Raw genomic sequence first — 17903 nt, forward strand, 5'->3', positions numbered from 1 at the left:
CGCCGTCCGAGACGCCCGGCGCGCGCCGCCGGTTCCCGCCTTTCAGGAGACGCGGGTCGTCGACCGATGTCAGCCGCGGGCGGCGGCCACCGCCGCCTGGCCGAGGCTGATGCCGCCGTCGTTGCAGGGCACCGCGCGGTGGGTCAGCACGCGGAGGCCGTGGCCGCGCAGCCCGTCGCTCACGCCGCCGAGCAGGACCAGGTTGGCGAACACGCCTCCCGACAGGGCCACGGTGCCGAGTCCGGTGGACTCGGCGACCAGCAGGACCGCCTTCACCACCGCCGCGGCGAGCCCGTGGTGGAACCTCGCCGCGATCACCCCGGACGGCGTGCCCCGGCGCAGGTCTCCGGCGACCGCCCGGACCAGGTCGGTGCTCCTGATCACCACGGCCGGACGACCGTCCTCGACGTCCACGGGCGAGGCAACGGCCGCCGGGTGACCATCATCCGCCGAAGGGGTCACGGTCACCGGATAACCGTCCCGGACGGCAGGGTCCACGCGGTGTTCCAACGCCGCGGCGGCCTGTCCCTCGTACGTCACCGTGTCGTGGAGCCCGAGCAGCGCCGACACCGCGTCGAACAGGCGGCCGGCGCTCGAGGTGACGGGCACGTCGCGACCGCCGCGGGCGGCGAGCGCGGAGACCGCCGGCCAGCGGGCCGCGTTGCGGCGGGCCACGCCGAGACCGGCCGCCGGCTCCGACGCCGCGTGCAGGAAGGACGCGGCCATCCGCCACGGCTGGCGGATCGCCGTGACGCCGCCGGGCATCGGCACCGGCTCCAGGTGGCCGGCCCGGCGGAAACCGGTGAGGGAGGCGACCAGCAGCTCGCCACCCCAGATCGTGCCGTCGGCGCCGTACCCCGTGCCGTCGAACGCGACGCCGATGACCGGCCCCGCCTCGCCGTTGTCGGCCAGGCAGGAGGCGATGTGCGCGTGGTGGTGCTGGACCGCGACGAACTCGACCCCCTCGAGGCCGAGCGCGTACGTCGTCGACAGGTACGCGGGGTGCGTGTCGTGGGCGACGACCTCCGGCTCGACGCCGAGGAGCCGCCGGAGGCGTTCGATCCCGGTGGTGTACGCGCGCAGCGTCTCGTAGCTCTCCAGGTCGCCGAGATGCTGCGACACGAACGCGTGCCGCCCCCTGACCAGGCAGAACGTGCTCTTGAGCTCGGCGCCGCAGGCCAGCACCGGACGGGAGGCGGCGCGGGGCAGCGCGAGCGGTTCGGGGGCGTATCCACGGGCCCGGCGGATCGGCAGCACGGCACCCCGGAAGGCCCGGACCACCGAGTCGTCGGCGGGCGTGTAGATCGCCCGGTCGTGGCAGAGGAAGGCGTCGGCGATCCCGCCCAGCCGCCGCCGCGCGTCCTCGTCGCGGTGCGCGATCGGCTCGTCGGACACGTTGCCGCTGGTCAGCACGTACGGCCGGGCGAGTTCGCGGGCGAGCAGGTGGTGCAGCGGCGTGTACGGCAGGAGCACGCCCAGCTCGGGGCCGTCGGGCACCACCGAGGGCGCGACCGGCGCGTCCGCGCGGCGGGGCAGCAGCACGATGGGCCTGCGCGGACCGGTGAGCAGCCCCGCCGAGGCGTCGTCCACCTCGCACAGCCCGCGCACGGCGGCCAGATCCGCGGCCATCACCGCGAACGCCTTGCCCTCCCGCCGCTTGCGGGCCCGCAGGGTCGCGACGGCCGTCTCGTCGGCGGCGTCGACGGCCAGGTGGTAGCCGCCGAGTCCCTTGACGGCCACGACGGCGCCGCCCGCGAGCCAGGCCGCCGCCGCCCTGACGGGATCACCGGGCACCTCCGCCCCGTCCGACGTGCGCAGCACGAGGGCCGGGCCGCAGGCGGGGCAGCACACCGGCTGGGCGTGGAAACGCCGGTCGCCCGGGTCCCGGTACTCCGCCGCGCACGGCGGGCACATGGTGAAGCCGGCCATGGTGGTCGCGCCCCTGTCGTACGGCACCCCCGTGATGATCGTGAACCGGGGGCCGCAGTTCGTGCAGTTGACGAACGGGTACCGGTGGCGGCGGTCGGCCGGGTCGAACAGCTCGGCCAGGCAGTCGTCGCAGGTGGCCACGTCCGGGGGGACGAGCGCCTGCCGGGGCCCGCCGGCCACGCTGGGCGCGATCTCGAACCCGCGGGCCCCGGTCGGCGGCACCTCGGTCACGCTGACCCGTTCAACCACGGCCAGCGCGGGCGCCCGGTCGCGCACCGCCTCGACCAGCGCGGTCACCGCGGCCGGCGGGCCCTCCGCCTCGATGAACACCCCGGTGGCGTCGTTGCCGACCAGCCCCGCCAGGCCGTACCGGGAGGCGAGCGCGTGCACGAACGGCCGGAAGCCGACCCCCTGGACGATGCCCTCGACCTGGATGCGCGAGCGGACCCGGCCGGTCACGCCTCGGCCGCTGAGCGCTGCACCAGCTCCCACAGCACGTGGCAGGCGGTGGTCTGGGCCTCCTGGATGCGGTGCACCGACGACGAGGGGATGACGAACAGGTGGTCGGCGAGTCCCTCGGCGGCCATCCGTCCGCCCCCCGATCCGGCGAAGCCGACGGTCACCATGCCCCGGCGCCGCGCCTCCTCCAGGCCGCGCAGCACGTTCGCCGAGCCGCCGCTGGTCGACAGGGCCACGGCGACGTCGCCGGGATGACCGAGGGCGGCGAGCTGGCGGGCGAAGATCACGTCGAAGTCGACGTCGTTGCCGAGCGCGGTCAGCAGCGCGGCGTCACCGGTCAGCGACATCGCCGGCAGGCTCCGGCCGTCCTTTCCGGGCGTCAGGAACAGCTGGGCCACCGACTGCGCGTCGGTGCTGCTGCCGCCGTTGCCGAAGCTGAACAACCTTCCCCCGGACCGGAGGGCTTCGGCGAGCGCGGCGGCGCAGGCGGCCAGCGCCGGGCCGAGCCGTTCGAGCACCTGGAGGCGCAGTGCCAGGCTCTCCCCGGCCTTCTCCACGGTGGAGCGGGTCACGTCCTCGACGGTGACCTGGCCGGTGCCCAGGAACGGGTAGAGGGTCCCGGTCATGCGCCGTCACCGCCGATCACCGCGATGGCCTCCTTGGCGTGCACCAGGACCAGGTCGCCGACCCGCGCCTCCACCAGCGCCACACTGATCTCCTCGGTTCCGGCGCCCGTGTCGACCATCGCCAGCCCTCCTTCACGCACCTCGGTGACCCGCACCGGCACCGCCGTGTCGGCGCACGTCACGCAGGTGTCGTCGTCGTGGCAGGCCGCCGGGGTCAGGGAGAACACGGGATCCTCGTAGAACACGTGGACCAGCTCCCACAGCACGTGGTAGATCGTGACGTGGATCTCCCGCGCGATCCGGGGATCGCCGGACCGCGCCGGCAGCACATGGTGGATCTCCAGGCCGCTCACGCCGGTTTCGCCGGGGTCCGTCCCCTCCGTGGCGGCCGGACCGCCGGTCGCGGTCAGCGCGACCGTCAGCATGCCCAGCTCGTGGGCCGCCGCGAGCGCGGCGCGCACGCTGCCGTCGCCCTCGCCCTCGCCGTCGCCCTCGTCGCCGGTGAGGAAGCCGACCGCGATGTCCTCGGGCCGCCCCAGCAGCCGCAGCTGGGTGGCGAAGACGGAGTCGTAGCCGCCGGCGGCGGCGATGCCGGTCACCGTCGCGGCGTCGTTGGCCAGCGAGATCGCCGGCAGCGCACGCTTGCCCACGATCACCGGGTGCGTGAACTCCACGGCCAGGTGCCCGGCGTCGGCCGCCGAGGCGCCGTTGCCGAAGGTGAGCAGCCGGCCTTCGCGGTGGAAGCGCTCGGCCATGTCGAGAGCGCACATGACGATCCGCTCGGCGTCCGCCGCGAGCGCCCTGCCGGGTCCCGCGCGGCGCGCGGCGGCCTCGTCGAGCGGGGCGGTCCGTGCCTGTTGTCCCATCGCCATTCCCGTCCGTCAGCCGATCCTGTCGATCACAGGGTCCATCGGCGACGGAACTTTGCCCAGGATTCTCCCGGCCGTGTCCTGCCAAGGTTGCCCCAAGGGTCAGCGGAGGAGAAAAGCGAAGATTTCGCAAGGAATCATCACACTACGTATCGAAGAAACCTCGACGGGTAGGTGGCGCTGGACAGATCGGCCCAAGGGACAAGCGGGCGGTCCGAGACAGGAAGACGGCGAAGATGAAGGCGATCACGGTGATACCGGGCCGGCCCGACCAGGTACGGGTCGGCGACCTCGACGAGCCACGACCGGGCCCCGACGATCTGCTGGTGGAGGGCAGGCTCCTGGGCATCTGCGGCACCGACACCGACATCGTCGAAAGCCACGACTACGGCTGGCCGCCGCCGGGCCGGGACCGGCTGGTGATCGGCCACGAGTCGCTGGGCACCGTGCTCCAGGCGCCGCCGGGCACCCCGTTCGTCCCGGGCGACCTGGTCGCGGGCATGGTGCGGCGCCCCGACCCGGTCCCGTGCGAACCGTGCGGGCACGGCGAGCCGGACTTCTGCCGCAACGGCCTCTACACCGAGCGCGGCATCAAGGAGCTCGACGGCTACGGCTCGCAGCGCTGGGTGGTCGACACCCAGTACGCGATCAAACTGGATCCCGCGCTCGGCGACTGCGGAGTGCTGCTGGAGCCCGCGTCGGTGCTGGCCAAAGCATGGGAGCAGACCGAGCGCATCTTCGGCCGCGCCACCTGGCGGCCCAGGATCGCCCTGGTGACCGGCGCCGGCCCGATCGGGCTGCTCGCCGCGCTGCTGGGCGTCCAGCGCGGCCTGGAGGTGCACGTCCTCGACATCGGCGACCACGGGCCCAAGAGACGGCTGGTCACGGATCTGGGCGCCGCCTTCCACCTCGGGGAGGCCCGTGACATGGGCGTCATCCCCGATGTGGTGATCGAGACCACCGGCCACGGCCCGCTCGTCTTCGAGCTGGCCGAGCTGGTGGCGCCCGACTCGGTGATCTGCCTGCTCGGCATCTCACCCTCGACCCGCCGGGAGAAGGCCGGGCTCGACGAGATCAACAAGCGGATGGTGCTGAAGAACACCGTGCTGTTCGGGTCGGTCAACGCCTCTCCCCGCAACTTCGGGCAGGCCGCCGACGCGCTGGCCAAGGCCGACCTCGGCTGGCTGAAGCGGCTGATCACCAGGCGGGTCCCGATGAGCGGGTTCGTCGACGGGCTGCACAAGCGTCCCGAAGACGTCAAGGTCGTCGTCGACCTCCAGGCCTGACCGCCTCGCGGATGGGACGCCCGCGGATCCCGCCGCCCGCCGAGCTGCGGCGGCGGCTCCTGGAGGCCGCGACCGGAGCCTGGCGCCGCGTGGTGACCCACGGGTGGTCGTTGCTGCAGCAGACCGCCGCCGCCACCCTCGCGTGGGTGATCGCGACCCAGATCGGCGATCACCAGAATCCGTTCTTCGCGCCGATCGCCGCCGTGGTCGCGCTCAACGCCGCGCCCGGGGAGCGCGGACTGCAGTCCTTGCGGCTGCTCGCGGGGGTGGTGCTCGGCATCCTGGCCGGCGAGTTCACGATCTCACGCATGGGCGGCGGGTACGCGAGCCTGGCCGTGGCCGTCTTCATCGCCACGTTCGCGGCCCGCGCCCTCGGCGGGACCCGGCTGGTGGTCGGCCAGAGCGCCGCCGGCGCGATCCTGACCATCGCCTCGGCCAGGGGCATGGCCGGATCGAACCGGATCATCGACGCGCTGATCGGCGCCGGGGTCGCGCTCGTCTTCAGCCAGCTGCTGTTCGCCCCCGAGCCCGTCGCCCTGCTGCGGCGGGCGGAGGCCGTGGCACTGGAGCAGATGGCCGACGGCCTCGAACTCACCTCCCGCGCGCTGAGCGGCGACACCGGGCAGTTCGCCGACAAGGCGATGAACAAGCTGCGCGACCTGATCGACCAGCTCTCCGAGGTCGGCCGGGTGAGGCACGTCAGCACGATGGTGACGCAGTACACCGTGACCTGGCGGGCCCGGGCCGCGCCGTCGGTGCAGGAGAGAGAGAACGCCGGCTACCTCGACCTGCTCGGCGGCAGCTGCTTCATGCTCATGCGCACCGCGCTGGCCGCCGACCAGGACGAGCGCCTCGCCCTGGCGCCGAGCGTGGCCCGGCTCGCCGGCATCCTGCGCGACCTGTCCACCGGGCTCGGCGTGCGCGCGGACCGGCAGCGGGCCGCCAACCAGGTCCTCGAGGCGATCTCCGAGCTCGACGTGGAGGGCATGCAAGCCGAGGCCACCGGGCGCGACGCCGTCGCGGCCCTGCACATGACCGCCATCGACGTGCTCGTGTTCGCCGGGGTGAAGCCCGAGGAGGCGTCGGCCGCCGTGAACCAGGGGATCAGGTTCAGGGTCGCCAAGCCTCCGGCCCCGCCCCGGCTGCCCGTCGTCTCCGCGCTCCTGCGCCGCTGGCGCCAGCACCGGAACCGGCTCCAGGACCGGGATCATCCCTCCTAGGAGCCGCGGTCCCGGGTGCCACCCTGGGGCCGATCCCCGCAGTGGCGGCGCCGGGCGTCAGGCCGTCGGCCGGGGCAGCTCAGCCGAGGGCCGACCTGGACCAGCCGAGCAGCACGTCCCAGAAGCGGTGACCCTGCCCGGCGCCGGGGCCGGCGAGGTCCGCGGTGCACGGCCGGGCGACCGACACGACCGTGGCCCGGGCGTGCCGCTGGCAGTGCCTGGCGACCCCGGAGGTGTGAAAAGCGCGGGATCCCCTGCCGATCACCAGGAGATCGTTCTCCCGGGCCGTCCGCACCAGGACGGGCCCCGGCGCTCCGAGGCTGACGCCCGCGCGCGTCTCGATCCCCTCGGGCGGGCCGTCGGCGACCTCGTCGACGATCGCGGCCAGCAGCGCGCCCGCCTCGGCCATGGTCGAGGGGCCCCGCGAACCCGCGCGCCGCCCGGTGCGGGCGGCGATGTCGAGGGCGTGGACGACGAACAGCGGCATGCGGCGCAGCCGGGCCTCGCCGATGGCCCAGGCCAGGGCCCAGCGCGCGCCCTGTGAGTCGTTCATCCCGACCACGATGCGGGGGGTGCCCGTGGCGTCGTTCATCCTGTCCTCCTCCGCGGCCCGTGTCCTCAGCGTGCGTGACACCTGACCTGTCTGGCAGAGGCGTTGGTCCCTGTTGCCCCGGGTCCAAAGACCGTTCGGCTCGCCACCGTGCCCGCGGGAGGCGGGGTGATCCGGATCCGGCTTCCCCATCCGCTGAAGCGGGTCTCGACAGTGATCACGTCGGTGTTCACCAGGGCCGGCGGCCACTCTCAGCGCGTGGGGATGCTGATGCCGATCATGCGCGCGCCCGTCTCCGTGCGCGGGCGGTGGGCGCTGCCCGGCGCGAACACCACGTAGCCGCCCGGCCCGAGCACGTGCCCCCTGTCGATGAACTCTCCCGAGACGACGTAATAGCGCTCCTCCCCGTCGTGCACGTCCACCTCCGGCCATTCGGTCCCCGGCGCGAAGTCGTACATCCAGCCACGGGCCCACGTGGTGGCGGGGAGCCGGCGCCGGACGATTCCGGGCACGACCTCCACGGCTTCGACCTCGTCGACGTTCAGGACCTGCATGTCGTCGTGTTCCATGGCTCCCATCGTGGCCGGGACGGCCTCGCCGGCACAGTGACTGGATTGACATCCTCAGGTACTTTCCTGCCATGGGAGTTCACCGGGTCGTCGCGCTGGCGCTGCCGCCGCAGTCCACGTTCGAGCTGGCGTGCGCCGCCGAGGTCTTCGGGGTGCGCCGTCCCGGGCTGCCCGCGCACTACGACTTCCGGGTCTGCGCCGAACGTCCGGGCGCGGTGCCGACCCTGGCCGGCTACGACATGGCGGTGACCGAGGGCCTGGCGGCGCTGGACCACGCGGACACCGTCGTGATCCCGGGCTGGCAGTCGCCACGGGTGCCCGCGCCGCCGGCCGTCCTCGACGCGGTGCGCCGGGTCCACGGCCGGGGCGCGCGCCTGGTCGCGATCTGCTCCGGCGCCTTCCTGCTGGCCCAGGCGGGGCTGCTCGACCACCGCAGGGCCACCACGCACTGGCGGATGGCCGCCGAGCTGAGAGACCGCTTCCCGCTCGTCGACGTCGACGCCGACACCCTCTACGTCGACCTGGGCGACGTGGCCACCAGCGCCGGCACGGCCGCGGGCATCGACCTGTGCCTGCACCTGGTCCGCGCCGACCACGGCGCCGCCTACGCCGCACAGGTCGCCCGGCACATGGTGATGCCGCCCCACCGGGAGGGCGGCCAGCTGCAGTACGCCGCGGCGCCCGTGCCCGTCCGCCCGCCCGACTCGCTGGCGCCGGTGCTCGACTGGGCCGCCGAACGACTGCACGAACCCCTCACCGTCGACCACCTCGCGGCCCGGGCCGGGGTCTCCCCGCGCACCCTGGCCCGCAGGTTCGCCGGGCAGCTCGGCGTCAGCCCGGGGCAGTGGCTGCTCGACCGGCGCGTCGCGGCGGCTCAGGCCCTGCTGGAGGAGACCGACCTGCCGGTCGAGACCGTCGCCGCCAGGGTCGGTCTGTCCTCGGCGGCCAACCTCCGGCGCAGGTTCCGCCGTGCCCTGCGCACCACACCCGTGGCGTACCGGCGCACGTTCGGCCGCTGAGCCCCCCGGCCCGCTTGCCGGTTTTCGCCCCGAAGGGGTACGAACGATCGCATGGCATGCAGAATCAGTGAACTCGTGATCGACAGTCGCGACCCGGAGCGCCTCGCCGCGTTCTGGTGCGAGGTGCTGGGCTTCGTCGTCCTCGACCGGCTCAACGGCAGCGTCGAGATCGGTCCGGAGAAGGAGGGGTTCGGCGGCCTCCAGCCGACGATCTGCTTCAACCCCACCGACGATCCCAGGATGGGCAAGCTCCCCCTGCACATCGACGTCAACCCGACCGACCGCGATCAGGAGGCCGAGCTCGCCCGCCTGCTCGCCGCCGGCGCCCGCCCCGCCGACGTCGGGCAGACGGGCGAGGAGACCTGGCACGTGCTGGCCGACCCGGAGGGCAACGAGTTCTGCCTGCTGCGCCGGCGGCTGAGCGAGACCTCCAAGCGCGGCCGGTTGCCCGTCGCCGGGCATTGAGGAACCGCACGTTCCTCAATTGCTCCTAAGGTTCGGGGGAGAGGAAGGGAGCACCACATGTTGCGAGGACCGGCCACCGTCAACTTCTGGGCCGACGATCTGGAGGCGGCCAGGAAGTGGTACGCCGACCTGCTGGGTGTCGAGCCGTACTTCGAACGCCCGGGCGACGGGCAGCCCGCCGCCTACTACGAGTTCAGGATCGGTGACTACCAGGCCGAATTCGGCCTCATCGACCGGCGTTACGCCCCGCCGGCCGCGCCCGCCGATCCCGGGGGCGCGGTCATCCACTGGCACGTCGACGACGTGCGGGCCGCGCTGGACCGGCTGCTGTCCATGGGAGCCACGCCGTACATTCCGCTCACCGAGCGCGGGGCGGGTTTCGTCACCGCCGCGGTGACCGACCCGTTCGGCAACGTGCTGGGCATCATGTACAACCCGCACTATCTGCAGATCCTGGGCCGATAGCGCACGTCGCGGACGCCGCCCGGTGGGAGTCGTGGCCGGCCGAGCAGAAATCTACATTGTAAAGGCGGGCGGGACGTCGCCGTGATCATGTACGTGCCACGCGGTTGAGCCGGGCGGGACGCGGCGGTGAGACTCCCCGGAGGGCGGTCGGCCCGGGATCAGTCGAGAACCTTGATCTTCTTCATGGTCGGCTGAGAGATCACCCGGGCCACCCCGGGAATACCGATGATCTTTCCGGTCTGGAACGCCTCGTACGCGGCGTAGTCGGCGACGAGGACCCGCAGGTGGTAGTCGGGGGTGGCGAACAGGCGGCGGAACTCGATGACCTCGTCGTAGGCGGCGATGGTCTTCTCGAGCTCCGCCAAGGTCTTCAGGTCGCTCACGCCGACCTCGATGGAGACGATGACCTCCAGCCCGCCGCCGAGGACCTCGTGGTTGACGGTCGCCCGGTAGCCGGTGATGACACCCGCCTCCTCCAGGCGCTTCACCCGGCGCAGGCACGGAGGCGGGGTGAGCCCCACGCGTCTGGCGAGCTCGACGTTGGTCAACCGGCCGTCCTGTTGGAGGTGAAACAAAATTTCCCTGTCAAGGGCATCAAGTGCATATTCATTGCTCACATCGCGATTCTAGAGCCAGAACCGGAAACCATATGAGGTCGATTTCGACCTAGAATTACTCCCCATGGTCCCCGCTGCCTGACCGTGCGGTTCCCCGCTCCTGCCGGGCCGATGCCGGGCGGCGTGCCAGAGATCGTGACACCGTCCGACGAAAGGTGAAGCTCATGTCGCACCGTGCCGCGCGGGTCGAGGCCTGGCTCGACGAGCGGGCCGAAGAGATGGCGCTGCTTGTCGAACGTCTCGTGGCCGTCGACTCCGAGAACCCGCCCGGGCGCGCATTGGGCCGCTGCGCGCGGGTCCTGCGCGACGCGATGGACCGTCTCGGCCTGTCTCCGGAGATCGTCGACATCGCCGACCCGTCCGGCGAGCTCGAGGAGCCGTGCGTCGTCCGCGGCACCGCCGGCGACGGTGACAGGCTCGTCTACTTCCACGGCCACTTCGACGTGGTGCCCGCCCAGCACCGCGGGCAGTTCACCGCCGTGCGCCGCGATGGGAAGATCTTCGGGCGCGGCACGGCGGACATGAAGGGCGGCATCGTCAGCATGCTCTACGGCGCCGCGGCTGCCAAGGAGTTGGGGCTGCTCGGCGGCGGGCGGATCGTCGTGCACCTGGTGTGCGACGAGGAGACCGGCAGCGTCGTGGGCGCCGGGCACCTGCGCGCCGCGGGGCTGATCGAGCCGGTCGCGCTGGCCATGGTCACCGCGGAGCCCAGCGGCGGCGGCATCTGGAACGCCGCCCGCGGCGCCCTCTCCGTCCGTGTCGACGTCCGGGGCCGCGAGGCTCACGTCGGACAGGCGAACCTCGGCGTGAACGCCTTCCAGCACATGCTGCACATCGCCCGCCCCGTCGAGCGGTACGCCGCCGAAATGGCCGGACGTCACACCGGCTTCCCGATGAACGCCGACGACGCCCCCGGCAGCATGCTCGTCGTCGGCGGCCTGTCCGGCGGCGGCTCCAACTTCAACGTCGTGCCCGGCTCGGCCTTCTTCACCGTCGACGGCCGCTACAACCCCGAAGAGGATCTGGAGGGCGAGCTCAAGCGCCTGACCGGCCTCATCGAGGACGCCGCCCGCGAGATCGGGGCCGACGTGTCGATCCGCACGACCCAGTCGCAGCCCTCGGCCGGCACCGACGCGGACCATCCCGCGGCCGTGGCGCTCGCCCGCGTCGTCAGCGAGGTTCAGGGCGCACCGGCCCGGTTCGAGATGTGCGCGGGCATTCTGGAGATCCGCTGGTACGCCCAGCTCGGCATCCCCGCCTTCGGCTACGGCGCGGGCCGCCTGGACGTCTCACACGGCCCCGGCGAGCACATCGACGAGGCCGCCATGCGCCGTTGCGCCGCCGTGTACGCCCTCTACGCGAGCGACATGGTGTCGTGACGCCGGCGGGCCGCGTACGCGAGATCCTCTGAGAGTCCTCGACTCCAGGCGCCCGTCAACAGTCAGGACTCCGAGTTGGGGCCTGGGCGTCCAGGAACCGGCCCTGGTCACAGTCCGTGACGAGGGTCGCCCACCACGCGCTCGCAGTTCTCGCGTTCGAGCTCGGCGGAGAACGGCGGGCGGCGGGCGGCGACGGCGCGGCGGGTCTGCTCGGCGATCAGGTCGGCGTTGATGGCCGCGGCGGCCCGGACCCCGGCCGCGGCGGCGCCGATGACCTGCTCGGTCAGGTTGGTCACGTTGCCGGCGACCCACACGCCGGGGACGTCGGTGGCGCCCGACGGGTCGGCGGCGATGTGGCTGCCGATGACGTGTCCGTTCAGTTCGTGGTCGATCGCCTTGAGGCCGAGGCCGGTGAGGAGGCCGGCGCGGGCGGTGAATTGCGGGGCCACCACGAGGGCCTGGCAGGGGATCACCCGGTCGCCGGCCAGCCGGATGCCGGTGAGCCGGTCGTCCGTCACTTCCAGCGCTGTCACCTCGCCGTCGAGCACGGTGATGTCGCGGGCGGCCAGTTGCTCGCGCTCCTCGTGGGCTGGTTGGGGCGAGGTGTGCCGGAACATGGTCACCTGGGACGTCCATTGCCTCCAGAGGAGGGCTTGGTGGACGGCGAGGGGCCCGGTGGCGAGGATGCCGATGGCCTGGTCGCGTACTTCCCAGCCGTGGCAGTAGGGGCAGTGCAGCACGTCGCGTCCCCATCGTTCGGTCAGGCCGGGCACGGGGGGCAACTCGTCGGTGAGACCGGTGGTGACGAGGAGCCGGTGGGCTGTGATCGCGGTGCCGTCGTGGAGCGTGACGCGGAATTGTCCGGTGTTGAGGCGTTCGGCGCTGACTGCGGTGTCGTGGATGATCTCGCCGCCGTAGCCGGTGACTTCGGCGCGGCCGGTGGCGAGGAGTTCGGCGGGTGGTGTGCCTTCGCGGGCGAGGTAGGTGTGGACGTGGGTGGCCGGGGCGTTGCGCGGCTGGCCGGCGTCGATGACGAGCACCGTGCGCCGGGCTCGGGCCAGGGTCAGGGCGCCGCTGAGTCCGGCGGCCCCGCCGCCGATGACGAGGACGTCGTAGTGCTGTTGTTTCGCTGCGGTCATGTGGTGTTACCTCCGGTTTCGATGGTGGGCCCACCTCGGCGCGCTTGACAAAGTTTCTTGCTGGGATGGCAAATAGGAGGATGGCGGATGATGATGTGGCGGAGGTGCTGAGCGCTGTGGGGCCGCGGTTGCGGTCTCTGCGCCGGGAGCGTGGCGTCACGTTGGCTCGGTTGAGTGAGGCCACCGGGATCTCGGTGAGCACTCTTTCGCGTCTGGAGTCGGGCCGGCGGAAGCCGACTCTGGAGTTGCTGCTGCCTTTGGCGAAGGCGCACGGTGTGCAGCTGGACGAGTTGGTGGGTGCGCCGGAGACGGGTGATCCTCGTGTGCATCTGCGGCCGTTTCGCCGGCACGGCGTGACGTTCGTGCCGTTGGCTCGTCATTTGGGTGGGTTGCGGGCGTACAAGCAGGTGATTCCCGCTCGGCGGGGCGGGAGTGTGGATCCGGAGCTGCGGGTTCACGAGGGTTATGAGTGGTTGTACGTGTTGTCGGGCCGGTTGCGGTTGTTGCTGGGTGAGCATGATCTGGTGCTCACGGCGGGCGAGGTGGCGGAGTTCGACACCCGGGTGCCGCATGCCATGGTCAATGGGGGTTCGGAGCCGGTGGAGTTCCTCGCTCTGTTCGGCCCGCAGGGGGAGCGGATGCATGTGCGGGCCCGGCCTTCGAGCGGGTGAGGTCGGTCCTTTGGCGGGCGGGATGGCGAACGGCTCGGCGGGTGGTTTCGTGGCCGGGGGTCAGGCGAGGCGGGAGGTGAGTGCGGTCGTGCCGGTGCCGCTGAGGTCGGGCAGCGCGGCGGGGCGTCCGCTGAGCAGCAGGAGCAGGGCCTGGATGGGGCCTTGTACGGGGTCTCCTTCGCCGGCGGTCCAGTCGATGTCGGTGGCGACGAGTCGCAGGCCGCGCAGCCGCCGCTGGGGGTGGAAGGGGAAGCCGCGTTCCCAGATGTGGGTGGCGGCGGCGCGGGCGGGTTCGAGGGGCATGGGGCGTTTGATGCCGAGGGGTACGGCGATGTCCTGGCCGTGCACGAGCGCGTCGAACAGCGGGTCGAGCGGTTTGGTGGTGGGGGCGAGGCGGCGGGAGGTGGCGGAGCGGCGGATCTGCTGGATGATCTCGGCGTAGGGGTGTCCGGCGTGCCGGACGGCGGTGTCGTGGATCATGCGGTTGAAGCTGAAGCGGGCCCGGGCGAATTCGGCCAGTGCCCGGGTGGTGGGGATGTCGGTGGCGAGGGCGAGGTGGGCGGCCACGTCGCGGACGCGCCAGCCCGCGCACAGGGAGGGGTGTTCCCGGTCGTCTTGGGACAGTGTGCCGAGCAGGTCGGCCAGGTCGTTGCGTTCGGTCTGGATGGCCGCCCAGATCTCTTCCTGGTTCATGACGAGCCTCTCATGTAAGGTAGCCTTAATATAATGCTGCCTTAGTAAATGGGGAAGTCCTTTGTCCGCGACCCATCCGCCGCACATCGTCGCCTTGCTGTACGAGGCCTACCTGCGTCTGCAGGATGTCGTCAGCGAGGCGGGCAGGGCGTTCGACGAGCGGGTGCGGCCGGCCCACTCGGCGGTGTTCTTCCACATGGAGCACGAGGGCATCCGGCTCGGCAGGCTCGCCGACAAGGCCCAGATGACGCCGCAGGCGATGGGGGAGCTGGTCGACGACCTCGAGGAGCTGGGTTACCTGCGCAGGGTGCCGGATCCCGCCGACCGCCGGGCCAAGCTCATCGTGTTCACCGAGCGGGGCGACGAGGCGCTGCGGGCCGGTTACGCCGCGATCGACGAGGTCGAGCGCCGCCTCGCGGCCCTGCTGGGCGAGGATGGCCTGGCCGGTCTGCACGCCACCCTGACCCGTGTGATCGCCGGCTTTTGAGGCCGGTCTCGTGGATGCCATGGCAGACAGGTAGATGTCCCCGCTGCTGCAGGGGTAATGGGGTATTCGGGCTGGAATGTGCGAAGGGTATGGTGGGGCTTGTGACGACGTTCCGGATCAGCGAGGCCGCGGCGCTGCTCGGGGTCAGCTCCGACACCGTCCGCCGCTGGGTGGACGCCGGCCGGCTGGCGGCCGAGCGGGATGAGCACGGCCACCGGCAGGTGAGCGGCGCCGATCTGGCCGCCTTCGCCCGGTCCCAGATCGAGGTGACCGGAGACGGCCGCTCCTCGGCGCGCAACCGCTTTCGCGGGATCGTCACCGAGGTGATCAAGGACGCGGTGATGGCGCAGGTGGAGATCGCCACCGGCCCGTACCGGGTGGTGTCGCTGATGAGCCGGCAGGCCGCTGACGAGCTGGGCCTGGAGGCGGGGGTGGTGGCGGTCGCCGTGATCAAGTCCACCAACGTCGTCGTGGAGATCCCCGGTCACGAGCGCGTGGCCAGTCATTCGTGAGGAGCCCCCCTTGGCGTTCATGCGTCTGCCCCGATGGGCGATCGCCCTGCCCGTCGCGCTCTCGATCGCCGGGCTGTCCGGCTGCGGCTCCGGCGCGCCGGCCACGTCCACGGGCTCCACGCCGGCTCCTGCCGGTGGCGGGGCCGGGGAGGTGACGGTGTTCGCCGCGGCGTCGCTGACCGGGACGTTCACCGAGCTGGGTAAGATCTTCGAGGCCGCCCATCCGGGCACGACCGTGAGGTTCAACTTCGGTTCCAGCGCGACGCTGGCCCAGCAGATCGCGCAGGGGGCGCCAGCGGATGTGTTCGCCGCGGCCAGCCCGGCCACGATGAAGATCGTGACCGACGCGTCGCCGGCGGGCACGCCGGCCACGTTCGTCCGCAACAAGCTGCAGATCGCCGTTCCGGCGGACAATCCGGCCAAGGTGGACGAGCTGAAGGACCTGACCGACAGCGAGGTGAAGGTGGCGTTGTGCGCCGAGCAGGTGCCGTGCGGGGCGGCGGCGGTCAAGGCGCTGGACGCGGCCGGGCTGAAGGTCACCCCGGTCACGCTGGAGCAGGACGTGAAGGCGACGCTGACCAAGGTCGAGCTGGGCGAGGTGGACGCGGCGCTGGTCTACAGGACCGACGTGATCGCCTCGGCGGGCAAGGTGCGGGGCATCTCCTTCCCGGAGGCGGACCAGGCGATCAACGACTACCCGATCGCCGCCCTGGCCAAGGCTCCCGCCGGTGACCTGGCCCAGCGGTTCGTCGATCTGGTGCTGTCGCGGCAGGGCAAGGACGTGCTGACCAAGGCCGGCTTCGAGGCTCCCTGATCCGGATGACCTCTTCGACTCCGGAACGTGCCGGCCCGGCGGCTCCGCAGGGCGGGGCCGGCGGGGCCGGTGGGCGTCCCGTCTCGTCTGACCGGATCTCCGGCCGCCCGCCGTGGCTTCTGGTGGTCCCGGCCGTGCTCGGGCTGGCCTTCCTGGTGCTGCCGCTGACGGGGCTGCTGATCCGGGCACCGTGGACGACGCTGCTGCGGCGGCTGACCGAACCTCACGTGCTGGAGGCGCTGCGGCTGTCGCTGGTGTGCGCCACCGTCGCCACCGCCGTGTGCCTGCTGCTCGGGGTGCCGCTGGCCTGGCTGCTGGCCCGGGTGTCGTTTCCGGGGCGGCGTCTGGTGCGCGCGCTGGTGACCGTGCCCCTGGTGCTGCCTCCCGTGGTCGGCGGGGTCGCGCTGCTGCTGGTGCTCGGCCGGCGTGGGCTCGTCGGGCAGTGGCTGGACTCCACCTTCGGCATCACGCTGCCGTTCACCACGGCCGGGGTCATCGTCGCCGAGGCGTTCGTCGCGATGCCGTTCCTGGTGATCAGTGTCGAGGGCGCGCTGCGCGCCGCCGACCAGCGCTTCGAGGAGGCCGCCGCGACCCTGGGCGCCTCGCGCTGGACGGTGTTCCGCCGGGTCACGCTGCCGCTCATCATGCCGGGCGTGGTGGCCGGGGCGGTGTTGTGCTGGGCGAGGGCGCTGGGTGAGTTCGGCGCGACCATCACCTTCGCCGGCAACTTCCCCGGCACCACCCGTACCATGCCGCTGGCGGTCTATCTGGCGCTGGAGACCGAGCCGGAGGCCGCGATCGTGCTCAGCCTGGTGCTGCTCGCGGTCTCAGTGATCATTCTGGCCGGCCTGCGCGACCGGTGGGTGAACAGTCCATGACCCTCCACGCCCGGCTGGTCGTCGTCCGGTCCGCCTTCACTCTCGACCTCACCCTGCGGGCCGCCCCCGGTGAGGTGGTCGCGCTGCTCGGTCCCAACGGCGCGGGCAAGACCACGGCGCTGCGGGCCCTGGCCGGACTCATCTCCCTGTCGGAGGGCGAGATCGTCGTGGACGGCCGCCCGTTGCACACGATGGCCGCCGAGCAGCGCCCGATCGGCATGGTCTTCCAGGACTACCTGCTGTTCCCGCACCTGTCCGCCCTGGACAACGTCGCGTTCGGTCCCCGCTGCCACGGCGCCTCCAAAGCCGAGGCCCGCCGCGCCGCCGCCGCCCTCCTGGAACGGGTCGGCCTCACCGAGCACGCCGGAGCCAAGCCGCGTCATCTGTCCGGCGGCCAGGCCCAGCGTGTCGCGCTCGCCCGCGCGCTGGCGGTGGGGCCACGGTTGCTGCTGCTGGATGAGCCGCTGGCCGCGCTCGACGCCCACACCCGGCTGGAGATCCGTTCCCACCTGCGCCGCCATCTCGCCGACTTCGACGGCGCCACCGTTCTGGTCACCCACGATCCGCTCGACGCGATGGTGCTGGCCGACCGTCTGGTGGTCATCGAGAACGGCGCCATCGTCCAGCAGGGCACTCCCGCCGAGGTGGCCCGCAGGCCGCGCACCGACTACGTCGCGCGGCTCGTCGGGCTCAACCTGTATCGGGGCCTCGCCGACGGCTCACGGGTCAAGGTGGACGAGTTGCTGTTCAGCACCGCCGATCACCTCGACGGACCCGCGTTCGTCGCCTTCCCGCCCGCCGCCGTCGCCCTCTACCGCGTCAAACCCGACGGCAGCCCGCGCAACCTGTGGCAGGCCACGATCGACGGCATCGAACGCCACGGCGACAACGTCCGCGTCCACCTCGACGGCCCCATCCCCGTCTTCGCCGACATCACTCCCGCCGCGGTGGCCGACCTGGATCTGGGCGCGGGCCAGCAGGTCTGGGCGTCGGTCAAGGCCACCGAGACGCATGCGTACCCGGCATGAGCGAGCGCTCTTCGTACGGGGGCGCCCGCAACGCGTTCGGCGTGACGGCGCCGCTCGGCGTTCCGAGCGGGCCGTATCACTCCTAGTTAGTTAAGGGTCCTACCCTGACGGATGCAGATCACGGTGTCCGTGTGACGTCACGAGTTGATTTCGGGGGCTTGACCATGCCCCGCTTCCCGCTTACGGTCCCTAGCAAGTTAGGAATCCTTACTAATCCTCCGGCGGACG

At 72.1% G+C, this 17903-nt stretch carries 20 protein-coding genes; 12 read left to right on the forward strand and 8 right to left on the reverse strand.

What is annotated here, in order from left to right:
• Positions 1-69: 69 nt before the first annotated feature.
• Genes hypF through AB0C16_RS10550 form a run of 3 tightly spaced genes read right to left on the reverse strand, consistent with a single transcriptional unit; the run spans position 70 to position 3880 of the window.
• Entirely contained in the window at positions 70-2388 is a 2319-nt protein-coding gene (gene hypF / locus AB0C16_RS10540) for a carbamoyltransferase HypF (protein ID WP_357681108.1), read from the reverse strand.
• Positions 2385-3014: an SIS domain-containing protein gene (locus tag AB0C16_RS10545; protein ID WP_357681110.1), complete on the reverse strand. Its 630-nt coding sequence runs from the start codon at positions 3012-3014 to the stop codon at positions 2385-2387. The genes hypF and AB0C16_RS10545 overlap by 4 nt, the downstream gene beginning before the upstream one ends.
• A complete protein-coding gene (locus tag AB0C16_RS10550) occupies positions 3011-3880 on the reverse strand; it encodes a HypC/HybG/HupF family hydrogenase formation chaperone (protein WP_357681112.1) in 870 nt (289 codons plus the stop codon). The genes AB0C16_RS10545 and AB0C16_RS10550 overlap by 4 nt, the downstream gene beginning before the upstream one ends.
• 239 nt (positions 3881-4119) lie before the next feature.
• Between AB0C16_RS10550 and AB0C16_RS10555 the strand changes: the two genes are divergently transcribed.
• Complete coding sequence (locus AB0C16_RS10555) at positions 4120-5169, forward strand: glucose 1-dehydrogenase (protein ID WP_357681114.1); 1050 nt, start codon at positions 4120-4122, stop codon at positions 5167-5169.
• Between the two features lie 11 nt (positions 5170-5180).
• Positions 5181-6389: an FUSC family protein gene (locus tag AB0C16_RS10560; protein ID WP_357681116.1), complete on the forward strand. Its 1209-nt coding sequence runs from the start codon at positions 5181-5183 to the stop codon at positions 6387-6389.
• A gap of 79 nt (positions 6390-6468) precedes the next feature.
• Here AB0C16_RS10560 and AB0C16_RS10565 read toward each other — a convergent pair whose 3' ends face one another.
• Together AB0C16_RS10565 and AB0C16_RS10570 are read right to left on the reverse strand one after the other, a co-directional pair.
• A complete protein-coding gene (locus tag AB0C16_RS10565; RefSeq protein WP_357681118.1) occupies positions 6469-6981 on the reverse strand; it encodes a universal stress protein in 513 nt (170 codons plus the stop codon).
• A 209-nt stretch (positions 6982-7190) separates the two neighbouring features.
• Positions 7191-7508 (reverse strand): cupin domain-containing protein, encoded by a 318-nt coding sequence (locus AB0C16_RS10570; RefSeq protein WP_357681119.1) that lies wholly within the window; start codon positions 7506-7508, stop codon positions 7191-7193.
• 71 nt (positions 7509-7579) lie between these two features.
• On the opposite strand from AB0C16_RS10570, the gene AB0C16_RS10575 reads away from it, so the two are divergent.
• Genes AB0C16_RS10575 through AB0C16_RS10585 form a run of 3 tightly spaced genes read left to right on the forward strand, consistent with a single transcriptional unit; the run spans position 7580 to position 9457 of the window.
• Positions 7580-8527: a helix-turn-helix domain-containing protein gene (locus AB0C16_RS10575; RefSeq protein WP_357681120.1), complete on the forward strand. Its 948-nt coding sequence runs from the start codon at positions 7580-7582 to the stop codon at positions 8525-8527.
• Positions 8528-8578: 51 nt separating this feature from the next.
• On the forward strand, positions 8579-8992 hold the full coding sequence (locus AB0C16_RS10580; RefSeq protein ID WP_357681122.1) for a VOC family protein: 414 nt from the start codon (positions 8579-8581) through the stop codon (positions 8990-8992).
• Between the two features lie 57 nt (positions 8993-9049).
• A complete protein-coding gene (locus AB0C16_RS10585; RefSeq protein ID WP_357681124.1) occupies positions 9050-9457 on the forward strand; it encodes a VOC family protein in 408 nt (135 codons plus the stop codon).
• A 158-nt stretch (positions 9458-9615) separates the two neighbouring features.
• On the opposite strand, the gene AB0C16_RS10590 is transcribed toward AB0C16_RS10585, so the two are convergent.
• On the reverse strand, positions 9616-10074 hold the full coding sequence (locus AB0C16_RS10590) for an Lrp/AsnC family transcriptional regulator (RefSeq protein WP_357681126.1): 459 nt from the start codon (positions 10072-10074) through the stop codon (positions 9616-9618).
• 164 nt (positions 10075-10238) lie between these two features.
• Here AB0C16_RS10590 and AB0C16_RS10595 point away from each other — a divergent pair, with 164 nt between their 5' ends.
• Positions 10239-11453 (forward strand): M20/M25/M40 family metallo-hydrolase, encoded by a 1215-nt coding sequence (locus AB0C16_RS10595; protein WP_357681127.1) that lies wholly within the window; start codon positions 10239-10241, stop codon positions 11451-11453.
• A gap of 107 nt (positions 11454-11560) precedes the next feature.
• On the opposite strand, the gene AB0C16_RS10600 is transcribed toward AB0C16_RS10595, so the two are convergent.
• Complete coding sequence (locus AB0C16_RS10600; protein WP_357681130.1) at positions 11561-12592, reverse strand: NAD(P)/FAD-dependent oxidoreductase; 1032 nt, start codon at positions 12590-12592, stop codon at positions 11561-11563.
• A gap of 80 nt (positions 12593-12672) precedes the next feature.
• Here AB0C16_RS10600 and AB0C16_RS10605 point away from each other — a divergent pair, with 80 nt between their 5' ends.
• Positions 12673-13263 (forward strand): helix-turn-helix domain-containing protein, encoded by a 591-nt coding sequence (locus AB0C16_RS10605; protein ID WP_357681132.1) that lies wholly within the window; start codon positions 12673-12675, stop codon positions 13261-13263.
• Positions 13264-13323: 60 nt separating this feature from the next.
• Here the strand turns inward: AB0C16_RS10605 and AB0C16_RS10610 are convergent, their stop codons facing one another.
• Positions 13324-13956 (reverse strand): maleylpyruvate isomerase family mycothiol-dependent enzyme, encoded by a 633-nt coding sequence (locus AB0C16_RS10610; protein ID WP_357681134.1) that lies wholly within the window; start codon positions 13954-13956, stop codon positions 13324-13326.
• Between the two features lie 61 nt (positions 13957-14017).
• Here AB0C16_RS10610 and AB0C16_RS10615 point away from each other — a divergent pair, with 61 nt between their 5' ends.
• The 5 genes from AB0C16_RS10615 (at position 14018) to AB0C16_RS10635 (ending at position 17675) form a co-directional block, all read left to right on the forward strand.
• Positions 14018-14443 (forward strand): MarR family transcriptional regulator, encoded by a 426-nt coding sequence (locus AB0C16_RS10615; protein ID WP_357681136.1) that lies wholly within the window; start codon positions 14018-14020, stop codon positions 14441-14443.
• 101 nt (positions 14444-14544) lie between these two features.
• Positions 14545-14955, forward strand: coding sequence for a helix-turn-helix transcriptional regulator (locus tag AB0C16_RS10620; protein WP_357681138.1), 411 nt, complete (start codon positions 14545-14547; stop codon positions 14953-14955).
• Between the two features lie 10 nt (positions 14956-14965).
• On the forward strand, positions 14966-15769 hold the full coding sequence (gene modA / locus AB0C16_RS10625) for a molybdate ABC transporter substrate-binding protein (RefSeq protein ID WP_357681140.1): 804 nt from the start codon (positions 14966-14968) through the stop codon (positions 15767-15769).
• Between the two features lie 5 nt (positions 15770-15774).
• Complete coding sequence (modB, locus tag AB0C16_RS10630; RefSeq protein ID WP_357681142.1) at positions 15775-16647, forward strand: molybdate ABC transporter permease subunit; 873 nt, start codon at positions 15775-15777, stop codon at positions 16645-16647.
• Complete coding sequence (locus AB0C16_RS10635; protein WP_357681144.1) at positions 16644-17675, forward strand: ABC transporter ATP-binding protein; 1032 nt, start codon at positions 16644-16646, stop codon at positions 17673-17675. Before modB ends, AB0C16_RS10635 begins: the two co-directional genes overlap by 4 nt.
• Positions 17676-17903: the final 228 nt, after the last annotated feature.

Origin of the sequence: Nonomuraea sp. NPDC048916, assembly GCF_040649575.1 — a bacterium.
GTDB lineage: Bacteria > Actinomycetota > Actinomycetes > Streptosporangiales > Streptosporangiaceae > Nonomuraea.

Bases quoted from the DNA above. Each gene is read 5' to 3' on its own strand.
- AB0C16_RS10595 (WP_357681127.1), top strand. From the start codon at position 10,239: ATGTCGCACCGTGCCGCGCGGGTCGAGGCCTGGCTCGACGAGCGGGCC.
- AB0C16_RS10550 (WP_357681112.1), bottom strand. From the start codon at position 3,880: ATGGGACAACAGGCACGGACCGCCCCGCTCGACGAGGCCGCCGCGCGC.
- AB0C16_RS10600 (WP_357681130.1), bottom strand. From the start codon at position 12,592: ATGACCGCAGCGAAACAACAGCACTACGACGTCCTCGTCATCGGCGGC.
- AB0C16_RS10575 (WP_357681120.1), top strand. From the start codon at position 7,580: ATGGGAGTTCACCGGGTCGTCGCGCTGGCGCTGCCGCCGCAGTCCACG.
- AB0C16_RS10565 (WP_357681118.1), bottom strand. From the start codon at position 6,981: ATGAACGACGCCACGGGCACCCCCCGCATCGTGGTCGGGATGAACGAC.
- AB0C16_RS10585 (WP_357681124.1), top strand. From the start codon at position 9,050: ATGTTGCGAGGACCGGCCACCGTCAACTTCTGGGCCGACGATCTGGAG.
- AB0C16_RS10580 (WP_357681122.1), top strand. From the start codon at position 8,579: ATGGCATGCAGAATCAGTGAACTCGTGATCGACAGTCGCGACCCGGAG.
- AB0C16_RS10635 (WP_357681144.1), top strand. From the start codon at position 16,644: ATGACCCTCCACGCCCGGCTGGTCGTCGTCCGGTCCGCCTTCACTCTC.
- modB (WP_357681142.1), top strand. From the start codon at position 15,775: ATGACCTCTTCGACTCCGGAACGTGCCGGCCCGGCGGCTCCGCAGGGC.
- AB0C16_RS10605 (WP_357681132.1), top strand. From the start codon at position 12,673: ATGGCGGATGATGATGTGGCGGAGGTGCTGAGCGCTGTGGGGCCGCGG.
- AB0C16_RS10570 (WP_357681119.1), bottom strand. From the start codon at position 7,508: ATGGAACACGACGACATGCAGGTCCTGAACGTCGACGAGGTCGAAGCC.
- AB0C16_RS10560 (WP_357681116.1), top strand. From the start codon at position 5,181: ATGGGACGCCCGCGGATCCCGCCGCCCGCCGAGCTGCGGCGGCGGCTC.
- AB0C16_RS10555 (WP_357681114.1), top strand. From the start codon at position 4,120: ATGAAGGCGATCACGGTGATACCGGGCCGGCCCGACCAGGTACGGGTC.
- AB0C16_RS10545 (WP_357681110.1), bottom strand. From the start codon at position 3,014: ATGACCGGGACCCTCTACCCGTTCCTGGGCACCGGCCAGGTCACCGTC.
- AB0C16_RS10610 (WP_357681134.1), bottom strand. From the start codon at position 13,956: ATGAACCAGGAAGAGATCTGGGCGGCCATCCAGACCGAACGCAACGAC.